Raw genomic sequence first — 23,177 nt, 5'->3', positions numbered from 1 at the left:
GTATGCGCAGTCGTAAAATTGCTCACTCAGAAAACTCACGCCAAGACCCAGGCCTGGCAGCGGCTTATGTCCGGATGTCCACAGAACATCAGCAGTACTCAACTGAAAACCAGCTAGACACAATCAAGCTTTACGCGGCGGCGCATTCTCTCGAAATCGTCAGAATTTATACCGACGCCGGAAAAAGTGGCCTTCGCCTGGAAGGACGCGATGGGTTAATTCAGCTGTTCAGCGATGTTGAGAGCGGAGCGCTCGGTTTTTCGACCATTCTCGTATACGACGTCAGCCGGTGGGGGCGCTTTCAAGATCCGGATTTGGCCGCCAGCTTCGAGGTCCGTTGCCGACAGGCAGGTGTCTTGGTTCACTACTGCGCGGAGCAATTTTCAAATGACGGCTCTCCCGTTTCTAACATCGTCAAAAGCCTGAAGCGAATGATGGCTGGCGAGTACAGTCGGGAGCTGTCCGTCAAAGTCTTCGCGGGGCAATCCCGACTTATCCAGTTGGGGTACCGGCAGGGAGGGATAGCGGGCTACGGGCTCAGGCGTCAGTTGGTGGACTCGGTTGGCAACCCTAAAGCGGAACTAGCAATAGGCGAACACAAAAGCATCCAAACCGACCGAGTAAGGCTAGTTCCTGGGCCACCCGAAGAGGTTGCAACCGTTCATTGGATCTACCAACGATTTGTTGAAGCGGGTTACTCGGAGACTGAGATCGCCCAGCAATTGAATAGTCGAGGACTTCAGAATGACTTGGCCAGGCCATGGACCAAAGGTGGCGTACATCAGGTCCTGACCAACGAAAAGTACATCGGCAACAACGTCTGGAACCGGTGCTCCTTCAAACTTAAACAAGAGCATGTGCGTAATGAGCCAGACCAATGGATACGCGCGGACGGTGTCTTTCCGGCCTTAGTCGATCACGTACTATTCGCCGCCGCGCGCGAGATCATCCAGTCACGCAGCTATCGTATGCCCGATGCCGAAATGCTGGAAAGGCTAAAAAAATTGTATGAGAAAGCCGGGTATTTATCCGGCCTGATCATCAATGAGTCTGACGACTGCCCTTCCAGCACCGCTTATCAATATCGTTTCGGCAGCCTTCTTCGCACGTACTCTCTCATTGGCTACACCCCCTCGCGGGACTACGACTATGTCGCCGCCAACCATCAACTTCGACTGATGCATCCGCTGCTACTGGCTCGAACGGTGGAGCATATTCAGCAAGTCGGGGGAAGAGTCGCCATCGACCCCATCAGCGACCTGCTTCAAGTGAACGAAGAACTGCTGATCTCTCTCGTCCTTTGCCGCTGTCAGCGCAGTGGCTCGGGAGCAAGTCGATGGAAAATACGCTTCGATCTTGGACTCTCACCGGATATCACCGTTGCCGTACGAATGGAGCCAGGTGAAGAGATCGCCCGCGACTACTACATTCTGCCGACTCTCGATATTCAGCAGCCAAATATTCGGCTGAGAGAATCCAACGCCTCCGATCTGGAAATCTATCGCTACGACAGCCTCGAAGCACTCGCGCAACTGTCTCGTCGCACTATCATTGGGAGAGCCGCATGAATATGCCGCAACACCCTCGAAGCCCACACCACGTGGGGGAAGCCACCACCGTCCAAATAATCAGCCTGGATCGTATCCGCGTCCTCAATCCACGAGCGCGTAACAAACAGGTGTTTGCCAAGCTGGTCGAAAACATTTCGAGCCTGGGCCTGAAGCGCCCGATTACGGTCACGCCCAGCAGCGGCCAGGACAATACTGGATTTTTCGAGCTCGTCTGCGGGCAAGGCCGATACGAAGCCTTTTGTGCACTGGGCGAGCAAGAAATACCCTGTGTTGTCGTCAGTGCCAGTGAAGCAGACCGGTTTCTCATCAGCCTGGTCGAAAACCTTGCACGCCGTAAACACTCGAATAAGGACTTGCTCTACTCCATCCAAATCCTGTCTGAACGCGGCTACACAACTAAACAAATCAGCATCAAAACCAGTCTGGATCCCACATACATCAACGCCATCCTGCTGCTCTTACGTCAGGGAGAGGAACGGCTCATCGCCGCAGTCGAAAAGGGCTGGTTACCGATCACCCTCGCAACGATGGTCGCTAGATCAAGTGATACCGAAGTACAGGTCGCAATGGTGGAAGCCTACGAAACAGGTGTCCTGAAAGGTGAGCAGTTGATCAAGGTCAGGCGCCTGATCGATAGGCGTCGTGCCTTAGGAAAACACTACGGTCAACAGCGTTCAGCCGTCGACCAACCGACGACGCCTCAAAAACTCCTGAGTACCTACCAAACTGAGGTCAGGCGACAGCAAGTCATGATTAAAAAAGCCGACATCAATGAGCAACGCGTATTGATCATCGTCACCGCCATGCGCCGACTGCTGGCCGACGACTATTTCTGCACGCTGCTTCGCAGCGAAAACATCTCGGACATGCCGAAGTCATTGGCTGACCGCATACTAGGAGAGGGGTGATCATGGGTCAGGTAAAACAAGCCTTTGAGCGGGAGATCATCCCGGTCCCACTCGACCGAATTCTCCCGACCCGATCTCTGGATAAGGATATAGAGCAGACCAAAAAATACTCAACCATCCTGACATCCATTCGGGAGTTGGGCGTCATCGAGCCGCTCGCGGTGCATCGGCAACAGACCAACGTGGAGGGCGCGCCAGCCTTCGTGCTACTCGACGGCCACCTTCGCCTACACGCCCTGAAAGCACTGGGCGCCCGTGAAGCCCTGTGCCTGTTGTCAACCGATGACGAAGGCTTCACCTACAACCGGCAAATTAACCGCTTAACACCTGTGCAAGAGCACAAGATGATTCTCACCGCTGTCCGTAAAGGCATATCTCCCGCCCTCATCGCCAAGGTATTGGGCATCAACATTGAGCGCATCCATGAACGGCAACGCTTGCTCGATGGTATTGCACCCGAAGTGGTGGAAATGCTCAAAGTCAAAATGGTCAGCCATGGCGTGTTCCGCACATTAAGAAAAATGAAACCAATGCGCCAAATTGAAACCGTGGAGCTGATGGTGTCCGCCAACTGCTTCACCCAAACCTATGCCGACATGGTACTTGCGGCTACACGCCCAGACATGTTGATCGAAAAGAAATCCAAGCTCTCCGCCGAGGTTAGCGTCGAAGAACTGGCGCGGATGGAGCGCGAGATGGAAAAACTGTTTCACGATTACAAGGTTGTTGAGGACACGTTGGGGGAGACGATGCTGTTTTTGGTCGTAGCCAAGGGCTACCTCGCCCGTCTGCTACGCAATGAAACCATATCCGGCTATTTGAAACGCTGCCACGGAGAACTCCTGGAGGAGCTGAGCGCGATCATGGAAGCAGTCAGCTCCGACGCCAGAAAGCCTGAGCGGGAGTGACCGACCCAGTGAGGATATAGATATTTTCAAATACCCCAGATGGATCTGGAGCGAGTCACAGAGAGTTGCCAAATTCTGAGGCTGTGTTGAGGGCTCGGTCTGATAGCTCGGCGTAAACCTAGAGCTTCTGTTTGCAAATCAGTATCTAGTTTCTCAATGACTGCATTTGGCCGATTCTGTTGAAAAAGTCGGCTTCGGTTTCCAGGGCAGAAAAGTACGCGTCGTAGATTGAAATCCTAACTTTCGGCAGTGGCTTCCTTGCTCAGATTTCACGTAGCAGCGCGCAAAAGAGGTGTTTCCACCCATCAATTTTCGAGCAGTTTGGAGAAACCGACTTTTTCAACACAATCGGCCGACAGCTGCCCGCAATGATAGGCGGCAGATGGAGACGCTGACGCTCGCCGGTACCGAAGCGCCTGTCGCTGACAGATCCTCAGACCCGCTGGACCGCTGGACCGCTGCTCCAGGCGGCCCAGCTTTCTACGCTTACTCCACGAATTATCTGATCGATACCGAGCACGGCGTAATCATGGATGTGGAACCCACACCGGCTCATCGAACCGCAGAAGTCGAGAGCACCAAGACGATGATCGATCGGGTCGAAGCGAAGTTCGACATCAAGCCGGAACGCCTCATTGGCGATACCGCTTACGGTACCGCGCCGATGCTGGCCTGGATGGTGGAGGAAAAAGACATCGAGCCGCATGTGCCGGTGTGGGACAAAACTGAGCGCAAGAACGACAGCTTTTCGAGTAACGATTTCCACTGGAATGAAGCGGCCGAGGAATACCGCTGCCCAGCCGGCAACGTATTACGCAGCGAATGGCGAGCCTTCAGAAACGAGCGTTCGCATGTCACAAAAGCCAACACCATCATCTTCCGATCCCGACAGGCCGACTGCGTAGCCTGTCCGATGAAGGCCAAGTGTTGCCCGAACACTGCGTTTCGCAAGATCGCTCGCAGCGTCCATGAAGCCGCTCGTGATGTGGCTCGGCGCATCGCAGCGACGCCGGCGTATCAGCGCTCTCGCCACGAGCGTAAAAAGGTCGAAATGTTGTTTGCCCATCTCAAACGCATCCTGAAACTGGATCGCTTGCGACTACGTGGCATGAGCGGTGCGACCGATGAGTTCACGCTGGCCGCTGCGGTGCAGAACCTGCGCCGACTGGCCAAATTTACCTCTCAAGGTCCACCGGTCACGGGATAGGTGCGCCTGCACGAAGCAAAAACCTCAAACTAACCCATTAACAGAGCAGCAAAGGTCAACGAAGGGCCGAAAAACCACTCGATGTGGTGAGTAGGTTCTCCGGTGGTGATCGTGCGTGAGTTCAGGAGAAGGGAAAATCCGACTTTTTCAACACAATCGGCCGATTGCAGTCTGTCAGGAAGAGGTCATTCAGCTGCAGTTAATATTGCTAACGCCATGTTGATGAATTCTTCGTTTCGACCAATCGCCTCAAGTGCACCGCGAACATTGCCGGCCACTTCCGCAGATCCGCGCTGCTCGATCCAGAGAGTGAGCTCCATGATGGCGGCTTCGAGGGCGAGCTGATTTTGGTTGATCTTGAAAAGAAGGGAAGGGAGCAGATCTGCGTTCGACATTGTAATTCCTCCGTGGAAGTGGAAAGCGTAGCAGGCCAGAGTTATTCCCGTTCAAGCTGTCTGGCGTCTGAGGTTACCGCTTCCATGATGGATACCAGCTCCTCCAGCAGTTCTGCATAGTAGCGGCTCAGATAGCCGGCAATAGCTTCATTGCGAAGCATGCGGACGAGATATCCTTTGGCCACAACCAAGACCAACATCGTCTCGCCCAGCGTGTCTTCAACCTGCTTGTAATCATGTTGCAGGTTCTCCATCTCTCGTTCCATCCGTGCGATATCCACCGCACTGACATCACTTGGTTTTTTCTTAACTTCCACCAGCATCTCTGGTCGCGACGCCGCCAAGACCATTCGCGCGTAATTTCGCGTAAAACAGTTGGCTGAGATCATCATTTCCACAGTTTCAATCTGTCGGATAGGCTTCATCAGGCGAAGGGCACGAAACACATCCTGCGAAACCATGCGAACCTTGAGCATCTCCGCAACCTCTGGAGCAATGCCTTTCAGTAAGTTCTCTCTCTCATGAACTTTATCGACATTCATCCCAAGCACTGCGGCAATGCGAGCGGCTTCAATGCCTTTCTTCAGCGCAGAGATGATCATTTTATGTTCTTGAATCGGTGTCAGTCGGTTGATTTGCCGATTGTAGGTGAAGCCCTCATCGTCGGTAGAAATCAGGCATAGCGCCTCAATTGCCCCTAATGCCTTGAGCGCCTCTAGGCGAAAATGCCCATCCAAGAGCATGAACGAAGAAACTCCATCCGCGATGATCGGTTTGGGGTGAACCACCAACGGTTCAACGACTCCGAGTTCTTTTATTGAGCTCAAAATGCTGGCGTACTTTTTACTTCCGGGTATTAGTTGTTCGACCCTACGCGAGGGTAGGATCCGCTCCAGGGGAATCGCAATGACTCGCTGCTCGAATGCCTGTTTGATCTCTGTCATCACTGCGCCTCTCCAAAAATCCGGTCGGCCAGGGGTTTGGGCATGTTCGGCATTTCTGCGTTACGAAGCAACGTCCTGAAGTAATCATCGGCCAGCAGTTTGCGCATTGTCGTGACAATGATCAGTAGCCGTTGCTCATTGATATCCGACTTTTTGATCATCACTTTTTGGCGTCGAACTTCTAACTGGTAGGTGTGCAGAAGCTTTTGAGGTGTCGGCTTTTCCGTACGCGGCGCTTGCTGTCCATAGCGCTTGCCGAAGGTTTTCCTTTTATCAATAAGGCGACGAACCCTCATTAGCTGCTCGCCTTTGAGTACTCCGCTTTCGTAGGCTTCCATCATGGCCTTTTGGAGATCAACATCCTTGGAGCGGGCAATTTCCATCGCCAATTTTATGGATAACCAACCTTTCTCGACCGCAGCAATTAGGCGCTCTTCTCCTTGGCGCAATAGCACAAGAATTCCGTGTATGTAGCCTGAATCCAAGCAGGTTTTGTCAGCTATCTGCTGGCAGGTGTATCCACGATCCGAAAGGATTTGAATTGATGTCAAAAGCTCGCGGTTCGAATGTTTTCGGCGCGCCAGGTTCTCAACCAAGCCGATCAGGTACCGATCCGCTTCGCTGGCACTGACCACGATGCAGGGAATTGTTTTCTCCCCCAACGCTTGAAACGCTTCGAAGCGACCTTGGCCACAAACAATTTCAAAAGGCTCGGTTCCGCTAGTCGTCGGTGCAACGGTAATGGGCCGCTTGAGACCTAGCGCCGAAATGTTCTCCACCAGTCTGGCAAACACTTGTTTATTACGTGCTCGTGGGTTGAGCACCCGAATATCATCAAGTGAAATTAGCTGAATCGTCGTCTCTTCCGCGACGTGCATCAGAGCTCTACGGTGGGTTTGAATTGCCGTCATGCCACTCTCCTGTGATCAGTGCGGCGCGATAGCTCAGAAAGGATATCGAGAGTGTCGAACCGGTAGATTTCGAGGCTGGCCTGATTGCTTTCAGCAAGGCGCAGGCGAGGGGTCTCAATGTCGATAGCAGGCAGGATGTAATAGTCCAAGGCTACTTCTTCTTGCTCCTTCATCCGCACAGCGACGGTGATGTCGGGGCTCAAGCCGAAATCAAAGCGTATGTTCCATCGTTTGTTGCCCCCTGGAGACACCTGACATCGGCTGAGGACGAGAGAGATTGTTACTTCCTCGTTGACCAGCATTAAATCAGTGCGAGGGTCGACCGTGACTTTTCCGCCAACTTCTGCAATTTTTGAAGTGGTTTGCTGAAGGAGCAGTGGGTGCATTTGCCGGAGTCGCTTGTTGGCTTCGATGTACTGGTAGTCGCGGGCCGGCGTATACCCAATCAGGGTGTAGCAGCGAAGCAGGCTTCCAAATCGATGCTGGTAGGCACTGCTAGAGGGGCAACCTTCAGCCTCATCAATCACCAGGCTCGATAGGTATCCGCTACGTTGGTAGATGGCCTGGAGCACCTGCAGCATTTCATCATCGGGCATCCGATAGGAACGCGTTTCGATGATCGATTGAGCCGCCTTAAATAGGATGGAATTCACGATAGGGCGGAAGGCGCCGTTTGCCCGAATCCACTCTTCAGGTGGGTTCTCTACACGCGTCTGTTTTAGCTTGAAGGAGCTGTGATTCCAAACATTGTTGCCAACGTATTTTTCATTGATCAACACCTGATGCACTGTGCCTCGAGACCACGATCTTGCACGGTCGTTGAGTACTCCCTGGGCATTCAACCAGTCGGCTATCTCACGTTCACTTCTGCCTTCCTCCACGAACAATCGATAGATGTGCTGCACCATTTCTACTTCGCCCGGTGGGCCCGGCACCAGAATCACTCGGTCTGTCTGGATGCTTTTGTGTTCGCCTATCTGCAGCTCATTTTTGGGTGAGCCGTGACTATCTACCAACTGCCGCCGGAGCCCAAACCCTGCTGGGCCACCTTGGCGGTATCCCAACTCGATAAGTCGAGACTGTCCGGCAAAGACTTTCACTGACAGTTCGCGACTGTACTCGCCTGCCATCATCCGCTTCACGCTCTTAACGATGTTGGAGACAGGCGATCCGTCGTTGGTGAATTGCTCTGCACAGTATTGAACGGAGACACCGGCCTGCCGGCAACGAACCTCGTAGCTCGCGCTCACATCAGGATCCTGAAAGCGCCCCCAGCGGCTAACGTCATAGACCAGGACAGTGGCGTAATCGGCACGACCGCTTTCCACGTCGAAGAACAGTTGCTTCAGCGCATCACGTCCCTCCAGGCGTAGGCCGCTTTTGCCCGCGTCGGTATAAACCTTGGTGATCTCAAGATCATGGGTTACTGCGTATAGGCGAATGGTGTCGAGCTGATTCTCGGTTGAGTACTGCTGGTGTTCTGTCGACATGCGGACATACGCAGCCGCCAAGGCCGTGCTTGATTCGTTGTGAGCAACACCCGCGCCAGTGAGTTTTTGCATCGACAACATCCTCAACCTGACCCACGGCCACTAGGGCGTCATCAAGCCGTGATCAGGCACTTCGTTTTTCGAAAATAGCTCTTAAAGAAGGTAGAAGACTGGGGAGGGAAAAATGTTCACGAAAAAGGGCAATTCTTTTCTGGCCCAAAAACAGTACGCCGCCGGTATCGCAAGAGCCCTGCATATGGAGCTTGGAGGAACGCATCAGGCGACAAAAATACTGATGCGCTGGACGAACGCGAATGAACGAACGGTCAAGAATTGGTTGGCTGGAAGTAATGGGCCCAGCGGCGAGCATCTGGTCGCGTTGGTCAAGCACTCTGACTTAGCACTAGCAGCATTTCTTGGTATGGCAGAGAGACCCGACGCATTGACTGCATCGGAGCTACCTATGCTTAGGCAAAAACTTCAGTCGGTTTTAGAGGGTATTGATTTATGTCTATGTCAGGGGCGACGTGAATGAAGAAAGCGATTTATTTGATTCATCTGCGCGACGTGAGACCGGAGACGCTACCTGCCGAAATCGCAAAGGGATCGCATTTGGGCTAGCAGCGACGGTCGAACCTCGACCGTCGCAGTGGAAGTTAGACTTCCGTCTGTTCTGCCATTTCAAGTTCATCATCTACCTCAATTCCCAGGTACCTGACGGTACTTTCAAGCTTCGTATGACCTAGCAGGAGTTGCACTGCTCTCAGGTTTTTCGTCCTGCGATAGATCAGTGATGCCTTGGTTCGCCGTAGTGTATGAGTACCGTACAAAGATGAGGCCAACAGCGGTCACCCATGCTTTGACTATTCGAGCGTATTGCCTGGTTGAGAGATGATTTGAGATGTGCAGTCGACTCGGAAACAAGAAGTTGTCGCTGCGAAGGTGGGCCTGTTGCATCCAAGCTTCTAGGACCGTTCGGGTCTGTTCAGTGATTTCAAATTGCACTGGACGTTTAGTTTTCTGCTGCATCACGATGGCCCGTGACGACACATGGTCCCCATGAGCAATGTCCCGTACACGCAGCGTGGTTAAATCACAGGCACGCAGTTTGCTGTCAATAGCCAAGTTGAAAAGCGCCAGATCCCGTATCTTCTCCGCAAGCTGGATGAGTCTGACCCGAATGGCCCAGATATCCCTGACTCGAAGCGGGGCTTTCTGTCTGACAAGCTTTCCCTTGTTCCAAGGCTGATGTCTGTTTTTAGCAATAATGTTCATGGCTCGTCCTCCACGTTGAGGGAGGACAAGGGTGGATCAGTCACAATGAGCGGAGGTCGCTAACCGACCCCAAGCGGTCATATTTGATATGAGCACTCTGAGAACGGCGTTAAAGATGGGCCACTACCGCAGGCACGGCCATAAAAATTTCATGTTTGCGGTGCGGTCCGTTATTCCCTGAAACGTCCGTTGCCATCAGCCCTGAGCTGAAAGCAACACGGCTAATCATCTCGCGATTTGAGAGGCTGTTGGTGGGGTCCGAAATGTACGAGTTCAGCGAAATCCATTTTGCGTCCTCGATCTCATCAACGTCCAAGATGTTAATAGCATGCGTCAAGGCTCTCATCTGGCAGATGAAATGGAGGTTTGATTTGCCAAACTGATAGGGGTGTTTGGTCGTAAAACCGACAATTGACTCAAATTTTGCATCGATTCCTGTTTCTTCCAGCACTTCTCGCTGGATTGAATCTTGAATTCGTTCTGTTGCTTCGACGTGACCGCCGGGCAGCTTGAATCCTTTGCTACCCCGTTCTTTTACGACCAAGATTTCGTTTGTGTCGCTCAGGACGATGGCACCTGCACCAATGGTATGTGTTGGGACATACGGTACGAAGGTTGGATATTCCGGTTGTCGAACCAAAGTCAGCTCATCTCGCAGGCAGCTATGGAACGTAAAGCCTGCATTGATGAAAAGAGGAATGCTTGCTGCGGACGCAATCGGGACTGAGATCCAGGCAAGCGATTTTCTCTGCCGCATCAAATAGGTGACTAATTCGTCGAGATCAATGATCAGATCATTAATGTCTGGCGGCAGTGAAGTCGGGTCGATCACGACTCCATTAAATCGATCTAGCTCAAATCTCATCAGCGTCTCCCTTCGCCTTTTATTTCCAAGAGCGATTCTAGAGCATCGACGTGTCTGGCGGGCTCAACCTACACAAATCTTTTGCCGCAATGACTGTTATTGGCCGATTCTGTTGAAAAAGTCGGCTTCGGTTTCCACGGCAGAAAAGCACGCGTCTGAGATTTAAATCCGTGTTTTGAGCAGACGGATCAGGGCTCAGAATTGACGTGGCAGCGCGCAAAAAAGGCGTTTTCACCGCTCAATGCATGAGCATCCTGCCCGGGTCGACTTTTTCAACACAATCGGCCGATTCCCGCCTGTCGCGAATTGGGTGGGTTTGCTTTCCCATTTTAAAAACTAAAGACTTCATTTTATTTTCTAATGACCACTGAAGGGAAGGTAGCCGGTAATTGCAATAAGCTGTGTAAACCCAAAGTTTATAGTGACATCTATGGAAACCTTCAGGTGTATCGAATGCTTTGTGTGCGGTGCCGGAGTCGGTAGCTTCGCCAAGACCGCTTGATGCTTGAGCGGTGCCAACTGCGGGGCCAAGAGTGTCTCCAAGCTGGAGGTGTGCTTCGGATTGCGGCTGTTCAGCGCCGCACCGCGGAAATTCTTCTAGCAATTGCCCAACATCACGACATAAAACCTTTCACAAACGGCGCCCATGCTGGCGTTTAAGGTTTTCACGACACGGCTGGCTATGGTTGGCTGATTCCATTCTTAATGAAAAGAATTCCAATCGTAGTGAAAACTCATGGCAGGGTTCGCGACTAGGGTAGGGCCCATACCGGCGCTTGCCAAGGGGCGCTGCGCATTTGGATCAATAAGTTGTCAGTTACGGTCATTGAGCGGCCAAGGGAGTGCTCATAGTCTGTTACACATGACAGAGGGGCGCCAAAGAGCGCCCACATTTTTTCCGTGATCGCTCGTTGTGGAGTTACCGATGGCCGCCACTCATTATCCGCACCTGTTAGCCCCGCTGGACCTGGGTTTTACCACGTTGCGCAATCGCACCCTGATGGGTTCGATGCACACCGGTCTTGAGGAAAAGCCCGGTGGTTTCGAGCGCATGGCGGCGTATTTCGCTGAACGTGCCCGGGGCGGCGTTGGCCTGATGGTCACTGGCGGTATTGGCCCGAACGACGAGGGCGGCGTGTATTCCGGTGCGGCCAAGTTGACCACGGAAGAAGAAGCGCTCAAGCACCGGATCGTGACGCGCGCGGTGCACGAGGCGGGCGGCAAGATTTGCATGCAGATTCTTCACGCCGGACGTTATGCCTACAGTCCGAAGCAAGTCGCGCCGAGTGCCATCCAGGCGCCGATCAACCCGTTCAAGCCTAAAGAGCTGGACGAGGAAGGCATCGAGAAACAGATCAGCGACTTCGTCACCTGTTCGACCCTGGCGCAACACGCCGAGTACGACGGTGTCGAGATCATGGGCTCCGAAGGTTATTTCATTAACCAGTTCCTCGCGGCGCACACCAACCACCGCACCGACCGCTGGGGCGGCAGCTACGAAAACCGCATGCGCCTGCCGGTGGAAATCGTCCGCCGTGTACGCGAAGCAGTAGGTCCGAACTTCATCATCATTTTCCGCTTGTCGATGCTCGACCTGGTGGAAGGCGGCAGCACCTGGGAAGAGATCGTGCAGTTGGCCAAGGCCATCGAGCAGGCGGGGGCGACCATTATCAACACCGGTATCGGCTGGCACGAAGCGCGGATTCCGACCATCGCCACCAAGGTGCCGCGTGGCGCGTTCAGTAAAGTTACGGCCAAGCTGCGCGGTTCAGTGAGTATTCCGCTGATCACCACCAACCGCATCAACACCCCGGAAGTGGCCGAGCAGATTCTGGCCGAAGGCGACGCCGACATGGTGTCCATGGCGCGGCCGTTCCTCGCCGACCCAGATTTTGTCAACAAGGCCGCCGCGGGCCGTAGCGACGAAATCAACACCTGCATCGGTTGCAACCAGGCCTGCCTGGACCACACCTTCGGTGGCAAGTTGACCAGCTGCCTGGTGAACCCGCGGGCGTGCCATGAAACTGAACTCAATTACCTGCCGGTGCAGCAGATCAAGAAAATCGCCGTGGTCGGTGCCGGTCCTGCTGGGCTTTCAGCGGCGACCGTGGCAGCCGAGCGTGGTCATCAAGTGACGTTGTTTGATTCGGCCAGCGAAATCGGCGGCCAGTTCAACATCGCCAAGCGTGTACCGGGCAAGGAAGAGTTCTTCGAAACCCTGCGTTATTTCAATCGCAAATTGCAGACCACCAACGTCGAGGTGTGCTTGAACACCCGTGTCGATGTTGCGCAGTTAATTAACGGCGGTTACGACGAGATCATCCTGGCCACCGGCATTGCGCCGCGTACGCCTGCGATTCCGGGTGTCGAGAACACTAAGGTGCTGAGCTACCTGGACGTCATTCTCGAGCGCAAGCCTGTGGGCAAACGCGTTGCGGTGATCGGTGCTGGCGGGATCGGTTTCGACGTGTCGGAATTCCTGGTTCACCAAGGTATCGCCACCAGCCAGGATCGCGATGCGTTCTGGAAAGAGTGGGGTATCGATACGCATCTTGAAGCGCGCGGCGGTGTCGCCGGTATCAAGGCTGAGCCCCATGCGCCGGCTCGTGAGGTGTTCCTGCTGCAACGCAAGAAGTCCAAGGTCGGTGACGGTCTGGGCAAGACCACCGGCTGGATTCACCGCACGGGGCTTAAGAACAAGCGTGTACAGATGCTCAACAGTGTCGAGTACCTGAAGATCGACGACGAAGGCCTGCACATCCGCATCGGCGAAACCGGCGAGCCGCAAGTGCTGCCGGTGGACAACATCGTGATCTGCGCCGGGCAGGACCCGCTGCGTGAGTTGCACGACGGTCTGCTGGCGGCGGGGCAGAACGTGCATCTGATCGGTGGCGCGGATGTGGCGGCGGAGCTGGATGCCAAGCGGGCGATCAACCAGGGTTCGCGTCTGGCGGCTGAGTTGTAATACGCAGGTCGAGCGTGCCAATGGCCTTCGCGAGCAAGCCCGCTCCCACATTTGATCTGTGACCTACCGAAGATCAAGTGTGGGAGCGGGCTTGCTCGCGAAGGCTGCCTTTGAGCGACTAGAATGCTGGCTCTTTCCGAGCACAATCAGACGCCGATGCTTTCTCCTCCTGCCAACTGGTTTCCCCAAGCCCCCCTCGAACCCCTCCATCTCGACTGGCTCACCGCCTTCGGCATTGAACTCGCGATCCTGCGTCTGGACCAGATCGACCCGCTGATCAGCGGCAACAAGTGGTTCAAACTCATCGAGCACCTCAAAGCCGCTGACCTCGCCGGTGCCGAAGGCATCATCAGCCTTGGTGGCGCTCATTCCAATCATCTGCATGCGCTGGCTGCCGCCGGTAAACGCTTCGGTTTCACCACCGTCGGCCTGCTGCGCGGACATCCACAGGAAACGCCAACGGTGAAGGATTTGCAGGCGTTCGGCATGCAGTTGCACTGGCTAGGTTATGGCGGTTATCGAGCGCGGCACGACGCGGATTTCTGGTTGCCGTGGCAGGCGCGCTACCCGATGTGTCACCCCGTACCGGAAGGGGGCGGCGGTTTGCCTGGCGCGCGTGGTTGCATGCAACTGAAGGCGCAAGTGGGCGAGCAACTCAACGGATTGGGCTGGAGTGATTACGACGGCTGGTGGCTGGCCTGCGGAACCGGTACGACCCTGGCCGGCCTGGTATTGGCCGAAGCGGGTGAACACCCGGTGTACGGCGCGTTGGCAGTCCCCGACGATCATGGCGTGGCGCAGTGGGTTGAGAAAATTGTGCAGGAAGCGGGAGTGGTCGATCCCGCGTATGAACTGTTCGACGCCTGCCGTGGTGGTTTTGCCAAAGTCGATCCGCCGTTACTCGAGTTCATCGAACAGACCGAACAGGCCATCGGCATTCCCCTTGAGCCGCTGTACACCGGCAAAGCGTTGCTGGCGCTCAAGCAGCACGTCGAGGCAGGGAGATTTGCGCAAGGGACGCGGCTGATCTTCATCCACACCGGCGGCTTGCAGGGTCGCCGGGGATTTCAATGAGCGCCCCCTTGTAGCAGGACGCGACATCGGTCACAAAAAAAAGCGCCAGTTCCTTTCAGGAGCTGGCGCTTTTTTATGCGGCGGGCGTCATCAAGCGGTTTGCGGCATATCGCCGTTGGCCAGGCGCTTGTTGATGTCGGCGATCACTTCCGGCAGGTCGGTGATGGTGTCGATCATGTAGTGCGGTCGCGAGCCTTCGAACATCGCGTGGATGCGTTTGCGTTCGCTGGCCAGTTTGTCGCTGCCGAGGGCTTTATAACCTTCGTAATCCAGGCCCAGCGCATTGCCCGAGCAGATCAACGCCACGGTCCACATGCCGGCGCGACGACCTTCGAGAATGCCCGGCACCGTGTCATCGATTTTCACACAGGCTGCGACATCATCGATGCCCAGGGCGATCACGTTGGCCAGGGCCTGGGCCGGCCATGGGCGGCCGTTGGGCACTTCGTCGGTGGCGACGACGTGGTCGGCCACGTAACCGTTGGTGGCGGCCAGTTCGACCACTTTGTCCATGACCTGTTTTGGATAACCGGAGCACGAGCCGATCTTGATCCCTTGCTGGCGCAGGTTGGCGATGGTGTCCAGGGCGCCCGGAATCAGTGCCGAGTGTTCGGCGATTTTTTCGATTTGCAGCGGCATGAAGCGTTTGTAGATGGCGGTCACGTCTTCGTCGGTTGGCGTGCGGCCGAACGCCTTGCGATAGCGTTCGGCAACTTGCGGCTGATCGCACAAGGTGCGGATGTGGTCCCACTTGCCCATGCCCATTGGCCCGCGGGCTTCTTCGATGGACACCTGGACGTCGAATTCGGCGAAGGCTTCGACAAAAATCTGCGTCGGCGCGAAGGAGCCGAAGTCGACCACGGTGCCGGCCCAGTCGAGGATGGCGGCTTGGAGTTTGGTTGGGTTTGCGTAGTTCATGGTGATCAAATCCTGTGGCAACTGGCTGATAGAGGCGCTGCTTTTGGTGGGAGCGGCTTGCTCGCGAAGGCGGTGGATCAGTTGACATCAATGTTGAATGTCAGGTCGCTTTCGCGAGCAAGCCCGCTTCCACAGTGGATTGCGGTGTGGTTCAGATTTCGAGGACTTCCATCTCGCGCAGCACTTCGGCGACCGCCGCCACGGCCGCATGCATCTCGGCCTGGTTGACGTGCCCGATGCAGCCGACGCGGAAGGTTTCGACCTGGGTCAATTTGCCGGGGTAGAGGATGAAACCCTTGGCCTTGACGCGTTCGTAGAATTCCTTGAACTGGTAGCGCGGGTCTTTCGGTGCGTGGAAGGTGACGATGATCGGTGCCTGGATCGCGGCGGGTAGAAAGCTGTGCAATCCCAGTTTGGCCATGTCGTCCAGCAGCACCTGGCAGTTATTGGCATAGCGCTGATGGCGGGCCGGCAAGCCACCTTCTTCGTTGTATTGCAGCAGGGCTTCGTGCAGCGCGGCGACCACGTGGGTCGGCGGGGTGAAGCGCCATTGGCCGGTCTTGGCCATGTAGGTGTGCTGGTCGTACAAGTCCATCGCCAGGGAGTGCGAGTTGCCGGCGGAACTGGCCAATGCTTCTTTGCGAGCGAAGACGAAACCCATGCCCGGCACGCCTTCCAGGCATTTGCCCGAAGCCGCGATCAGCGCGTCGAACGGCACTTGTTGAGCGTCCACTGGCAGGGCGCCAAAGGAACTCATGGCGTCGATGATCAGGCGTTTGCCGTGTTGCGCAATGACATGGGCAATTTCCGGCAGCGGGTTGAGGATGCCGGTACTGGTTTCGCAGTGAATCAGCGCGATGTGCGTGATGCTGGGATCGGCACGCAGTAGGCGGTCGACGTCGGCGGCGGTGGTCGGTTCGTCTTCGGCGGTTTCAAAGGTGCTGAAGGAGCGACCGAGCACTTCGCAGATTTTCGCCAGGCGTTTGCCGTAGGCACCGTTGATCAGCACCAGGACTTTGCCGTCCCGAGGCACCAGCGTGCCGATCGCCGCTTCGACCGCAAACGTGCCGCTGCCTTGCAGGGGCACACAGTGGTGGCTATTGCCGCCGTTGATGATCGCCAGCAGTTGTTCGCAGAGGCTGGCGGTCAGTTGATTGAAGCGGTCATCCCATGAACCCCAGTCGACCATCATCGCCTGACGGGTGCGGGCCGATGTGGTCAACGGGCCGGGGGTGAGCAGGATGGGTTCGGCAGTACTCATTCTCGTGTCCTCGCATTCGATGGGATGAAGCTACGGGGTCTAAATTGCAATTTGCCGTGCTATCAATCAAATTGTTTGTTGTTATGCCAGCCATCAGTGAGGGTTATTCATGAACCTGTTCCAACTCCGCGCCTTCGACGCCGTGGCCCGCGAGGGCAGCTTCACCCGGGCTGCCGCGCGGCTGTTCATCAGCCAACCGGCCGTCACCGGACACATCAAGGCGTTGGAGGAGCACTACCAGATCACTTTGTTACGGCGCACCGCGCGACGGGTGGAGTTGACGGAAGAGGGCACCAAACTGGCGGCGATCACCCGAGCGATGTTCGGTCTGGCGGAAGAGGCGCAGGTGATGCTCGAGGCCAACCGGCAGTTGCTGACCGGACGCCTGGAAATAGCGGCGGACGGGCCGCACATGGTCATGCCGATGCTCGCGAGCCTGCGTGCGCGCTATCCGGGGATCACCGTGAATCTGCGATTGGGCAATGCTCAGGAAACGCTCGCCGCGTTGTTGTCCGAGCACGCCGATGTGGCGGTGCTGACCGAAGTCGAGCCGCGCAAGGGTTTGCATTTGCAGGGCTTAAGCGAATCACGGATTTGCGCGCTGGTGCCCGACGGCCATCCGTGGGCGCAGAAGACAAAAGGCGTGCAGCTCAAGGAACTGGATCAGGTGATCATGGTGTTACGCGAGCCGAGTTCGATCACCCGGCGTACGTTTGATGAGGCTTGTGCTCAGGCGAAGGTCAATCCACGGGTGTTGCTGGAACTCGACAGCCGCGAAGCGGTGACCGAGGCCGTCGCCGCAGAGTTGGGGGTGGGCGTGGTGTCGTCGGTGGAAGTCAGCCACGATCCGCGGGTGGTGGCGGTGCCGATTATTGGGGCGGGGTTGGTGAATCGGCACATGATCGGGTGCATGGAGCGGCGGCGGGACTTGCGGTTGATACAGGCGTTTTTTGGGTTGGCGCCTGCCTGATAGACCGAGGTGCGGCCTTCGCGAGCAAGCCCGCTCCCACAGGTGAATGGCGGCGCACACAGATCCAATGTGGGAGCGGGCTTGCTCGCGAAGAGGCCGAACCTGCCTACACAAGACTCTCGCGAACCATCTCCAGAAACGTCGCCACCATCCGCCGCGAACTCTGTTCGCGCAAGCACACCAGTGTCTCGGTCAATCGCCGCTTGCAGTCGGTAATCGGCAGCGCACACACCCGCGAATCCGCACCGAATTCGGCGGCCGACACCACACCCACGCCAATCCCCACCACCACCGCCTCACGCGCCGCTTCCCGGCCTTCAACCTCGATCGCCGGGCGGATGCGGAATCCGGCCCGGGCCATTTCCTCTTCCAGCGTCTGGCGCGTCACCGAGCCGATTTCCCGCAGCACCAGCGGCGTGTCGTCCAGGTCTGCCAGGCAGATCGACTCACGATCGGCCCACGGGTGATTGCGCGAAACGAACGCGACCATCGGGTCATTGCGCAGCGGCAAGGAGATCAGTCGTTCGTCGCTGACATCACGGCCCAATAACGCCAGATCGGCCTGGTAGTTGAACAGGCGAAACAGCGATTCATCGGTGTTACCGGTTTCGATTTTCACGCTGATGCCGGGGTAGCGCTCGCAGAACCGGGCGATCTGCGGCAGCACGTGCACCGGTGCGTCCACCGCCAACACCAGGCTGCCGGTCTGCAACGCTTGGGAGGCCTGAAGCAGTTCCTGGGCTTCGGCTTCAATGACGAACAGTCGCTGAGTAATGCTCAACAGGCGCTCACCCAAATCGGTCAGGCGCACTGAGCGTTTGTTGCGGTGAAACAGCAGCACACCGAAACGTTCTTCGAGTTTGCGCACTTGGTCGGAAATCGCCGGTTGCGTGAGAAAAAGCCGCTCGGCGGCTTTGGTAAAGCTTCCGTGTACGGCCACGGCGTGGAAGGCTTTGAGCTGGGCGTGAGAAACCGACATCGAAATCTCCAGTAACAAGCTGAGCTTATATTGGAAATACGATAAATCGATTTCACTTATTAATCAGTAATTGTTTTTATCGACCTCAGCCCCGGTGACTGGTCAGTCGAACAGCGTCGGTGGCCATGAGCCTGTGCGTGCAAATGCAGGACTCATCTGACCGGTATCGCCTCAGGGAAGCAGCGATATCGCGGTGCTTAACAATAAAAAAACAGGCGTTTTCTTCCAAATTCTGCCGGCACACTCACACCCTGAGGTCAGAACCACAATGAACAAGCACATCGGCACCATCAAGCGTTGGCGCGTGCAGATCTTCGCCATCACCTGGCTCGCTTACGCCGCGTTCTATTTCACCCGCAAAGCGTTTTCCGTCGCCAAACTCGGGATCGCCGAAGACCCCACGTTCACCCTCGACAAGATGGCCATGGCCAACCTTGACGCTATCTACCTCGCCGCTTACGCCATTGGGCAATTCACCTGGGGCATCCTGGCCGACCGCTTTGGGCCACGGGTCGTGGTGCTCGGCGGTTTGTTGATATCCGCAGCGGCAGCGCTGGTGATGGGCAGTTTCGCCACGTTGCCGATCTTCGCCACCTGCATGTTGATTCAAGGGTTGGCGCAGTCCACCGGCTGGTCCGGGCTGTGCAAAAACATCGGCAGTTTCTTTCCCGCCGATCAGCGCGGGCGGGTGCTGGGGTTATGGAGTTCCTGCTATGCCTTTGGCGGGTTGGTCGCGTCGCCGTTTGCGGGCTGGTGGGCGTACACGCTGATCGGCACCTGGCACGCAGCGTTCATTTCCAGTGCGGCAGTGGTTGCCGTGGTGGCGGTGCTGTTCTTCTTCTTTCAGCGTAATAAACCTGAAGACGTTGGCTTGCCTGCGGTGGAGCCCGAACCCGAACTGACCGTTGAAGAAGCGCACGCACAAAGCAAGATCAGCGTCCTGGAGCCGATGCGCGAGATCCTGCGCAATCGCACGGTGCTGGTGCTGGGCCTGGCTTACTTTCTGCTGAAACCGGCGCGCTACGCGATTCTGCTGTGGGGGCCGGTGATCGTCTTCGAACAGATGCCTTCGGTGGGCAAGGTCGGCGCGGCGATCATTCCCACCGCGTTTGAACTGGCCGGGTTGCTCGGACCGATCCTGCTCGGCCTGGCGTCGGACAAACTCTTTGGCGCCCGGCGCATGCCGGCCTGTGTCCTCAGTCTGCTGGCGCTTACGGTGACCCTCGCGCTGTTCATGGCCGCCTTGAACACCGGCAGCGTGATGCTGGTGGTCGCGCTGCTGTTTGTCATGGGCCTGACGCTGTACGGGCCGGACTCGATGATCAGCGGCGCGGCGGCGATCGATTTCGGCACCGCCAAGGCTGGCGCGACGGCGGCGGGTTTCGTCAACGGCTGCGGTTCGGTCGGGGCGATTCTCGGCGGGCTGCTGCCGGGTTATTTCGACTCGGTCACCGTGTTCATCGTCTTCGCTGGCTGCGCGATGTTCTCCGCGCTGGTGTTGATCCCACACTGGAACAGCCGACCGGCCGGATTACTGGCCAAAGACGCCTTCGTGCCCAACCAGCCGATGACCGTCAAACCCCTGCGTACCTGAATCCCTTACCCCTCGCGGCCTGCTGCTTGCGGCAGGCCGACGTGTGGAAATCTGACTGGAGTTTTTCCCCATGAGACCCTTTTGGCTGGACCAGGCCTTGAAGGCCGATGCATCCGAAACCTGTGCGGCGCTGGACGGCGATACCCGTGCCGATGTGTGCATCGTCGGCGGCGGCTACACCGGGTTGTGGACCGCGATCATGCTTAAGGAACAGAACCCCGAACTGGACGTGCTGCTGATTGAAGCAGACATCTGCGGCGCCGGCGCCAGTGGGCGCAACGGCGGTTGTGCGTTGTCGTGGTCGGCCAAGTACTTCACCCTGGAACGGCTGTTCGGCGTTGAAGAAGCCGTGCGCCTGGTCAAGGAATCCGAGCGCAGCATCCATGCCATCGGCGCCTTCTGCGAGCAGTACGCGGTGGACGCCGATTACCGCCTCGACGGCACGCTCTACACCGCCACCAACCGCGCTCAATGCGGCTCGACCGACGCGGTAATCGCCGCGCTGGAGCGCAACGGCATCAACTCGTTTACCCAACGGCCGGTGGCCGATGTGCAACGCATGGCCGGTTCCAGCAAACATCTGGAAGGCTGGTTTTCCCCGGCCGCCGCGAGTGTGCAGCCGGGCAAACTGGTGCGCGGTTTGCGCAGGGTCGCCTTGCAACTGGGCGTGAGGATTCATGAAAACACCGCGATGACCGGGCTGGAGGAGGGCAAGCCGGCGGGGATTCAAACCCCGAACGGCACCATCCGCGCGGATCGGGTGGTGTTGGCGATGAACGCCTGGATGGCCCGCGCGTTCCCGCAGTTCGAACGCAGTGTGGCGATTGTTTCCAGCGACATGTTGATCACCGAACCGCGACCGGACCTGCTCAGTGAGATCGGTTTGACCAGTGGCGTCACTGTGCTCGATTCGCGGATTTTCGTGCACTACTACCACAACACCCCGGACGGTCGAATCATGCTCGGCAAGGGCGGCAACACCTTCGCCTACGGTGGGCGCATGCTGCCGGTATTCGATCAGCCGTCGCCCTATGCCGGCCTGTTACAGCACAGCTTGACGGAGTTCTTTCCGGCGTTTGCCGGGGTCAAGGTCGAGGCGACCTGGAACGGGCCTTCGGATCGCTCGGTGACGGGGCTGCCGTTCTTTGGCCAGATGAGTGCCAGCGGCAACGTGTTCTACGGTTTCGGTTATTCCGGCAGCGGCGTTGGGCCGTGTCATATGGGCGGGCAGATTCTCGCCTCGATGGTTCAGGGACTCGACAACGCCTGGACCCGTTCGCCATTGGTGAATGGTCCCTTGGGATTTTTTCCACCGGAGCCGATTCGTTACCTCGGCTCACTCATGGTGCGCAACGCCATCCGCCGCAAGGAGCGCGCCGAGGATCACGGGCAGCGGCCACGGCACCTGGACGTGCGCCTGGCGAAGTTCGCCGCGGCGGCAGGCAAGGCCGACAAGGGTTGAGCGTCAGGGTGTGTCATCCGGGCGATTGACCAGCCAGTCGAGCAACAGGCGAGTATCGCTGCGTGGCTCATGAGTTCGGGCAGGCCGAGGGCTGTGGTGTCTGCCCACACCGGCGCACAGCACCGGACGGTCCGGGTCGCTGTCGAGGAAGCTGATGAGCACGTCGTTGCCGGCCCTTGGCAGTCTGGACCGGTCGATCCGTCCGTCCGGTGCCGCCATGGCGACCGGTAGCCAGATGCCGACGGATTCCTCCTGATCGGCTTGCGGGTTTGGCCACAACCTGACGTGTATTCGACCCCGATCATCCAGCGCTGCCGGTTGCCCGACAGGGCCGAGCACACGGGCGGGTTGATAGCCCGGGATGCTCGGTCTGGCCTGTTTGAGCGCCGGCCTGAATGCCGTTGACCAGGGAATGGCAGTGAAATGGTTGCGGTAAAGTTCGGCAATGTCGGAGGTGTCTCGGGCAAGAATCGAAGGCTGTTGCCCTTGATGCCGGGTCTCGATGATCAGCCATTGATCGTTGAAAACCGGCTGCGGATGCTCTGCCACTTGCACGATCTGCGCGCTGTGCATCGCGCTCTGGTTGCTTTGGCCATGGATCTGCTGCTGTCGGCAGCGCAGTCGCTCCAGGTGTCGGCGGCTGAGCTGATCGCGATGAAGCTGCTCAGGTGCCGGACGGGCGCGCATCGGGGAGGTTCCGGCAAAGGCGTGGTTGGCCGCTCCATCATCAATGTTCAGCACGCCACGGTTCGGCGCGTCCGGTCGCGCAGGGGAGGGCGGCGAGTCATGCCGCTGGAATAATTCACTGATCGTCGGCTGGACACTTTCGCTGCAAACGTCGCCGTCGAAGGGCATCAGCAACGGCTCCTGCGGGAAGCTCAGGCTGTCATCGGCCAGCACCAGCACATGCCCGTTGCGGTGATGTTCGAAGTGAAAATGGATGCCTTCTTCTTCACACAGCCGTTGCAGCAAAGCCAGATCGCTTTCCTCGTACTGAATGCAAAAAGGTCGCAGGGGATAGTTTCCATTTGCCAGCTCAAAGCGGTAGCTGTCCTCGGGCAAGTCCTGTTCCTCAAGCAACTGGCGCAGGATCATCGGCACACTCGAATGATGAAACACGCGGCGGGAACGGTACTGGTCCAACGCTTGAAGGTAGGGCACCAGCTGCAGTTTGTAGCCGATCCGGTGCGGACCACGATGTTCGCGACTGGCGCTGTGGAGTACGCCGTGAATGCCCTGATCACCCTTAAGGCTGAGGAACGCCGGTTGTTGCAACAGGCGGTCGAGGTTGATGGCCGGCGCCAGTCCGATGATGTCGATGTCGAAGCGATAGGGCTGGTTGAGGGCCTCACGACCACTGAATTGCAACACCTGAAAGCTTAAATCGCCGTCGAGGAGTGTCAGGGTGAAGGGACTTTCCTTGTCGTTGTGCATCGCGCGCGCTTCTGCCATGGAATACGGCTGCTGAGGGTACGAAACC

At 57.0% G+C, this 23,177-nt stretch carries 18 protein-coding genes and 2 pseudogenes; 10 read left to right on the top strand and 10 right to left on the bottom strand.

Translation table 11 applies throughout. From position 1 onward, the window contains the following. The first annotated feature begins 2 nt into the window (after window positions 1–2). The 4 genes and pseudogenes from ACA055_RS19565 to ACA055_RS19550 all read left to right on the top strand — a co-directional run. On the top strand, window positions 3–1,568 hold the full coding sequence (locus tag ACA055_RS19565) for a recombinase family protein (RefSeq protein ID WP_497680152.1): 1,566 nt from the start codon (window positions 3–5) through the stop codon (window positions 1,566–1,568). After that, entirely contained in the window at window positions 1,565–2,479 is a 915-nt protein-coding gene (locus tag ACA055_RS19560; RefSeq protein ID WP_497680151.1) for a plasmid partitioning protein RepB C-terminal domain-containing protein, read from the top strand. The genes ACA055_RS19565 and ACA055_RS19560 overlap by 4 nt, the downstream gene beginning before the upstream one ends. A gap of 2 nt (window positions 2,480–2,481) precedes the next feature. Next, complete coding sequence (locus ACA055_RS19555; RefSeq protein WP_497680150.1) at window positions 2,482–3,387, top strand: plasmid partitioning protein RepB C-terminal domain-containing protein; 906 nt, start codon at window positions 2,482–2,484, stop codon at window positions 3,385–3,387. Between the two features lie 404 nt (window positions 3,388–3,791). After that, window positions 3,792–4,594: pseudogene (locus ACA055_RS19550) on the top strand (transposase); the annotation flags it as partial. 185 nt (window positions 4,595–4,779) lie between these two features. On the opposite strand, the gene ACA055_RS19545 reads toward ACA055_RS19550, so the two are convergent. Genes ACA055_RS19545 through ACA055_RS19530 form a run of 4 tightly spaced genes read right to left on the bottom strand, consistent with a single transcriptional unit; the run spans window position 4,780 to window position 8,406 of the window. Next, window positions 4,780–4,989: a hypothetical protein gene (locus ACA055_RS19545; RefSeq protein ID WP_497680149.1), complete on the bottom strand. Its 210-nt coding sequence runs from the start codon at window positions 4,987–4,989 to the stop codon at window positions 4,780–4,782. Between the two features lie 41 nt (window positions 4,990–5,030). Then, complete coding sequence (locus tag ACA055_RS19540) at window positions 5,031–5,933, bottom strand: plasmid partitioning protein RepB C-terminal domain-containing protein (protein ID WP_497680148.1); 903 nt, start codon at window positions 5,931–5,933, stop codon at window positions 5,031–5,033. Then, the gene (locus tag ACA055_RS19535) at window positions 5,933–6,844 is read right to left on the bottom strand and encodes a ParB/RepB/Spo0J family partition protein (RefSeq protein WP_497680147.1); all 912 of its coding nucleotides are present in this window, start codon (window positions 6,842–6,844) and stop codon (window positions 5,933–5,935) included. The genes ACA055_RS19540 and ACA055_RS19535 overlap by 1 nt, the downstream gene beginning before the upstream one ends. Further along, window positions 6,841–8,406, bottom strand: a complete 1,566-nt coding sequence (locus tag ACA055_RS19530) for a recombinase family protein (protein WP_497680146.1) — start codon at window positions 8,404–8,406, stop codon at window positions 6,841–6,843. The genes ACA055_RS19535 and ACA055_RS19530 overlap by 4 nt, the downstream gene beginning before the upstream one ends. A 112-nt stretch (window positions 8,407–8,518) precedes the next feature. Between ACA055_RS19530 and ACA055_RS19525 the strand changes: the two genes are divergently transcribed. Beyond that, entirely contained in the window at window positions 8,519–8,869 is a 351-nt protein-coding gene (locus ACA055_RS19525; protein ID WP_497680145.1) for a hypothetical protein, read from the top strand. A 121-nt stretch (window positions 8,870–8,990) separates the two neighbouring features. On the opposite strand, the pseudogene ACA055_RS19520 reads toward ACA055_RS19525, so the two are convergent. Together ACA055_RS19520 and ACA055_RS19515 are read right to left on the bottom strand one after the other, a co-directional pair. Next, window positions 8,991–9,609: pseudogene (locus ACA055_RS19520) on the bottom strand (tyrosine-type recombinase/integrase). Between the two features lie 109 nt (window positions 9,610–9,718). Next, the gene (locus tag ACA055_RS19515; RefSeq protein ID WP_497680144.1) at window positions 9,719–10,474 is read right to left on the bottom strand and encodes an NUDIX hydrolase; all 756 of its coding nucleotides are present in this window, start codon (window positions 10,472–10,474) and stop codon (window positions 9,719–9,721) included. Window positions 10,475–11,399: 925 nt separating this feature from the next. Here ACA055_RS19515 and ACA055_RS19510 point away from each other — a divergent pair. Continuing rightward, window positions 11,400–13,439, top strand: a complete 2,040-nt coding sequence (locus tag ACA055_RS19510) for an oxidoreductase (RefSeq protein ID WP_497680143.1) — start codon at window positions 11,400–11,402, stop codon at window positions 13,437–13,439. A gap of 156 nt (window positions 13,440–13,595) precedes the next feature. Next, window positions 13,596–14,513, top strand: a complete 918-nt coding sequence (locus tag ACA055_RS19505) for a 1-aminocyclopropane-1-carboxylate deaminase/D-cysteine desulfhydrase (RefSeq protein ID WP_497684453.1) — start codon at window positions 13,596–13,598, stop codon at window positions 14,511–14,513. A gap of 90 nt (window positions 14,514–14,603) precedes the next feature. Here ACA055_RS19505 and phnX read toward each other — a convergent pair whose 3' ends face one another. Next, entirely contained in the window at window positions 14,604–15,431 is an 828-nt protein-coding gene (phnX, locus tag ACA055_RS19500) for a phosphonoacetaldehyde hydrolase (RefSeq protein WP_497680142.1), read from the bottom strand. Window positions 15,432–15,582: 151 nt separating this feature from the next. Continuing rightward, on the bottom strand, window positions 15,583–16,692 hold the full coding sequence (locus ACA055_RS19495) for a 2-aminoethylphosphonate--pyruvate transaminase (protein WP_497680141.1): 1,110 nt from the start codon (window positions 16,690–16,692) through the stop codon (window positions 15,583–15,585). 109 nt (window positions 16,693–16,801) lie between these two features. On the opposite strand from ACA055_RS19495, the gene ACA055_RS19490 reads away from it, so the two are divergent. Next, window positions 16,802–17,662: a LysR substrate-binding domain-containing protein gene (locus ACA055_RS19490; protein ID WP_497680140.1), complete on the top strand. Its 861-nt coding sequence runs from the start codon at window positions 16,802–16,804 to the stop codon at window positions 17,660–17,662. Between the two features lie 106 nt (window positions 17,663–17,768). Here ACA055_RS19490 and ACA055_RS19485 read toward each other — a convergent pair whose 3' ends face one another. Further along, entirely contained in the window at window positions 17,769–18,641 is an 873-nt protein-coding gene (locus ACA055_RS19485) for a LysR family transcriptional regulator (protein ID WP_497680139.1), read from the bottom strand. Window positions 18,642–18,909: 268 nt separating this feature from the next. On the opposite strand from ACA055_RS19485, the gene ACA055_RS19480 reads away from it, so the two are divergent. Further along, window positions 18,910–20,235 carry an MFS transporter gene (locus tag ACA055_RS19480; protein WP_497680138.1) on the top strand — a complete coding sequence of 442 codons (1,326 nt, stop codon included), beginning with the start codon at window positions 18,910–18,912 and terminating at the stop codon, window positions 20,233–20,235. A 70-nt stretch (window positions 20,236–20,305) separates the two neighbouring features. Next, the gene (locus tag ACA055_RS19475) at window positions 20,306–21,697 is read left to right on the top strand and encodes an FAD-dependent oxidoreductase (protein WP_497680137.1); all 1,392 of its coding nucleotides are present in this window, start codon (window positions 20,306–20,308) and stop codon (window positions 21,695–21,697) included. A 3-nt stretch (window positions 21,698–21,700) separates the two neighbouring features. Here the strand turns inward: ACA055_RS19475 and ACA055_RS19470 are convergent, their stop codons facing one another. Beyond that, entirely contained in the window at window positions 21,701–23,131 is a 1,431-nt protein-coding gene (locus tag ACA055_RS19470; RefSeq protein ID WP_497684452.1) for a type VI secretion system Vgr family protein, read from the bottom strand. Between the last annotated feature and the right edge of the window lie 46 nt (window positions 23,132–23,177).

This window comes from Pseudomonas sp. LBUM1657 (assembly GCF_059716075.1).
This window is presented reverse-complemented; position numbering and strand designations above follow the sequence as displayed.

What these genes read in the sequence shown, in the direction of transcription:
- ACA055_RS19565 (WP_497680152.1), top strand. Translation starts at nt 3, where the DNA reads ATGCGCAGTCGTAAAATTGCTCACTCAGAAAACTCACGCCAAGACCCA.
- ACA055_RS19560 (WP_497680151.1), top strand. Translation starts at nt 1,565, where the DNA reads ATGAATATGCCGCAACACCCTCGAAGCCCACACCACGTGGGGGAAGCC.
- ACA055_RS19555 (WP_497680150.1), top strand. Translation starts at nt 2,482, where the DNA reads ATGGGTCAGGTAAAACAAGCCTTTGAGCGGGAGATCATCCCGGTCCCA.
- ACA055_RS19545 (WP_497680149.1), bottom strand. Translation starts at nt 4,989, where the DNA reads ATGTCGAACGCAGATCTGCTCCCTTCCCTTCTTTTCAAGATCAACCAA.
- ACA055_RS19540 (WP_497680148.1), bottom strand. Translation starts at nt 5,933, where the DNA reads ATGACAGAGATCAAACAGGCATTCGAGCAGCGAGTCATTGCGATTCCC.
- ACA055_RS19535 (WP_497680147.1), bottom strand. Translation starts at nt 6,844, where the DNA reads ATGACGGCAATTCAAACCCACCGTAGAGCTCTGATGCACGTCGCGGAA.
- ACA055_RS19530 (WP_497680146.1), bottom strand. Translation starts at nt 8,406, where the DNA reads ATGCAAAAACTCACTGGCGCGGGTGTTGCTCACAACGAATCAAGCACG.
- ACA055_RS19525 (WP_497680145.1), top strand. Translation starts at nt 8,519, where the DNA reads ATGTTCACGAAAAAGGGCAATTCTTTTCTGGCCCAAAAACAGTACGCC.
- ACA055_RS19515 (WP_497680144.1), bottom strand. Translation starts at nt 10,474, where the DNA reads ATGAGATTTGAGCTAGATCGATTTAATGGAGTCGTGATCGACCCGACT.
- ACA055_RS19510 (WP_497680143.1), top strand. Translation starts at nt 11,400, where the DNA reads ATGGCCGCCACTCATTATCCGCACCTGTTAGCCCCGCTGGACCTGGGT.
- ACA055_RS19505 (WP_497684453.1), top strand. Translation starts at nt 13,596, where the DNA reads ATGCTTTCTCCTCCTGCCAACTGGTTTCCCCAAGCCCCCCTCGAACCC.
- phnX (WP_497680142.1), bottom strand. Translation starts at nt 15,431, where the DNA reads ATGAACTACGCAAACCCAACCAAACTCCAAGCCGCCATCCTCGACTGG.
- ACA055_RS19495 (WP_497680141.1), bottom strand. Translation starts at nt 16,692, where the DNA reads ATGAGTACTGCCGAACCCATCCTGCTCACCCCCGGCCCGTTGACCACA.
- ACA055_RS19490 (WP_497680140.1), top strand. Translation starts at nt 16,802, where the DNA reads ATGAACCTGTTCCAACTCCGCGCCTTCGACGCCGTGGCCCGCGAGGGC.
- ACA055_RS19485 (WP_497680139.1), bottom strand. Translation starts at nt 18,641, where the DNA reads ATGTCGGTTTCTCACGCCCAGCTCAAAGCCTTCCACGCCGTGGCCGTA.
- ACA055_RS19480 (WP_497680138.1), top strand. Translation starts at nt 18,910, where the DNA reads ATGAACAAGCACATCGGCACCATCAAGCGTTGGCGCGTGCAGATCTTC.
- ACA055_RS19475 (WP_497680137.1), top strand. Translation starts at nt 20,306, where the DNA reads ATGAGACCCTTTTGGCTGGACCAGGCCTTGAAGGCCGATGCATCCGAA.
- ACA055_RS19470 (WP_497684452.1), bottom strand. Translation starts at nt 23,131, where the DNA reads ATGCACAACGACAAGGAAAGTCCCTTCACCCTGACACTCCTCGACGGC.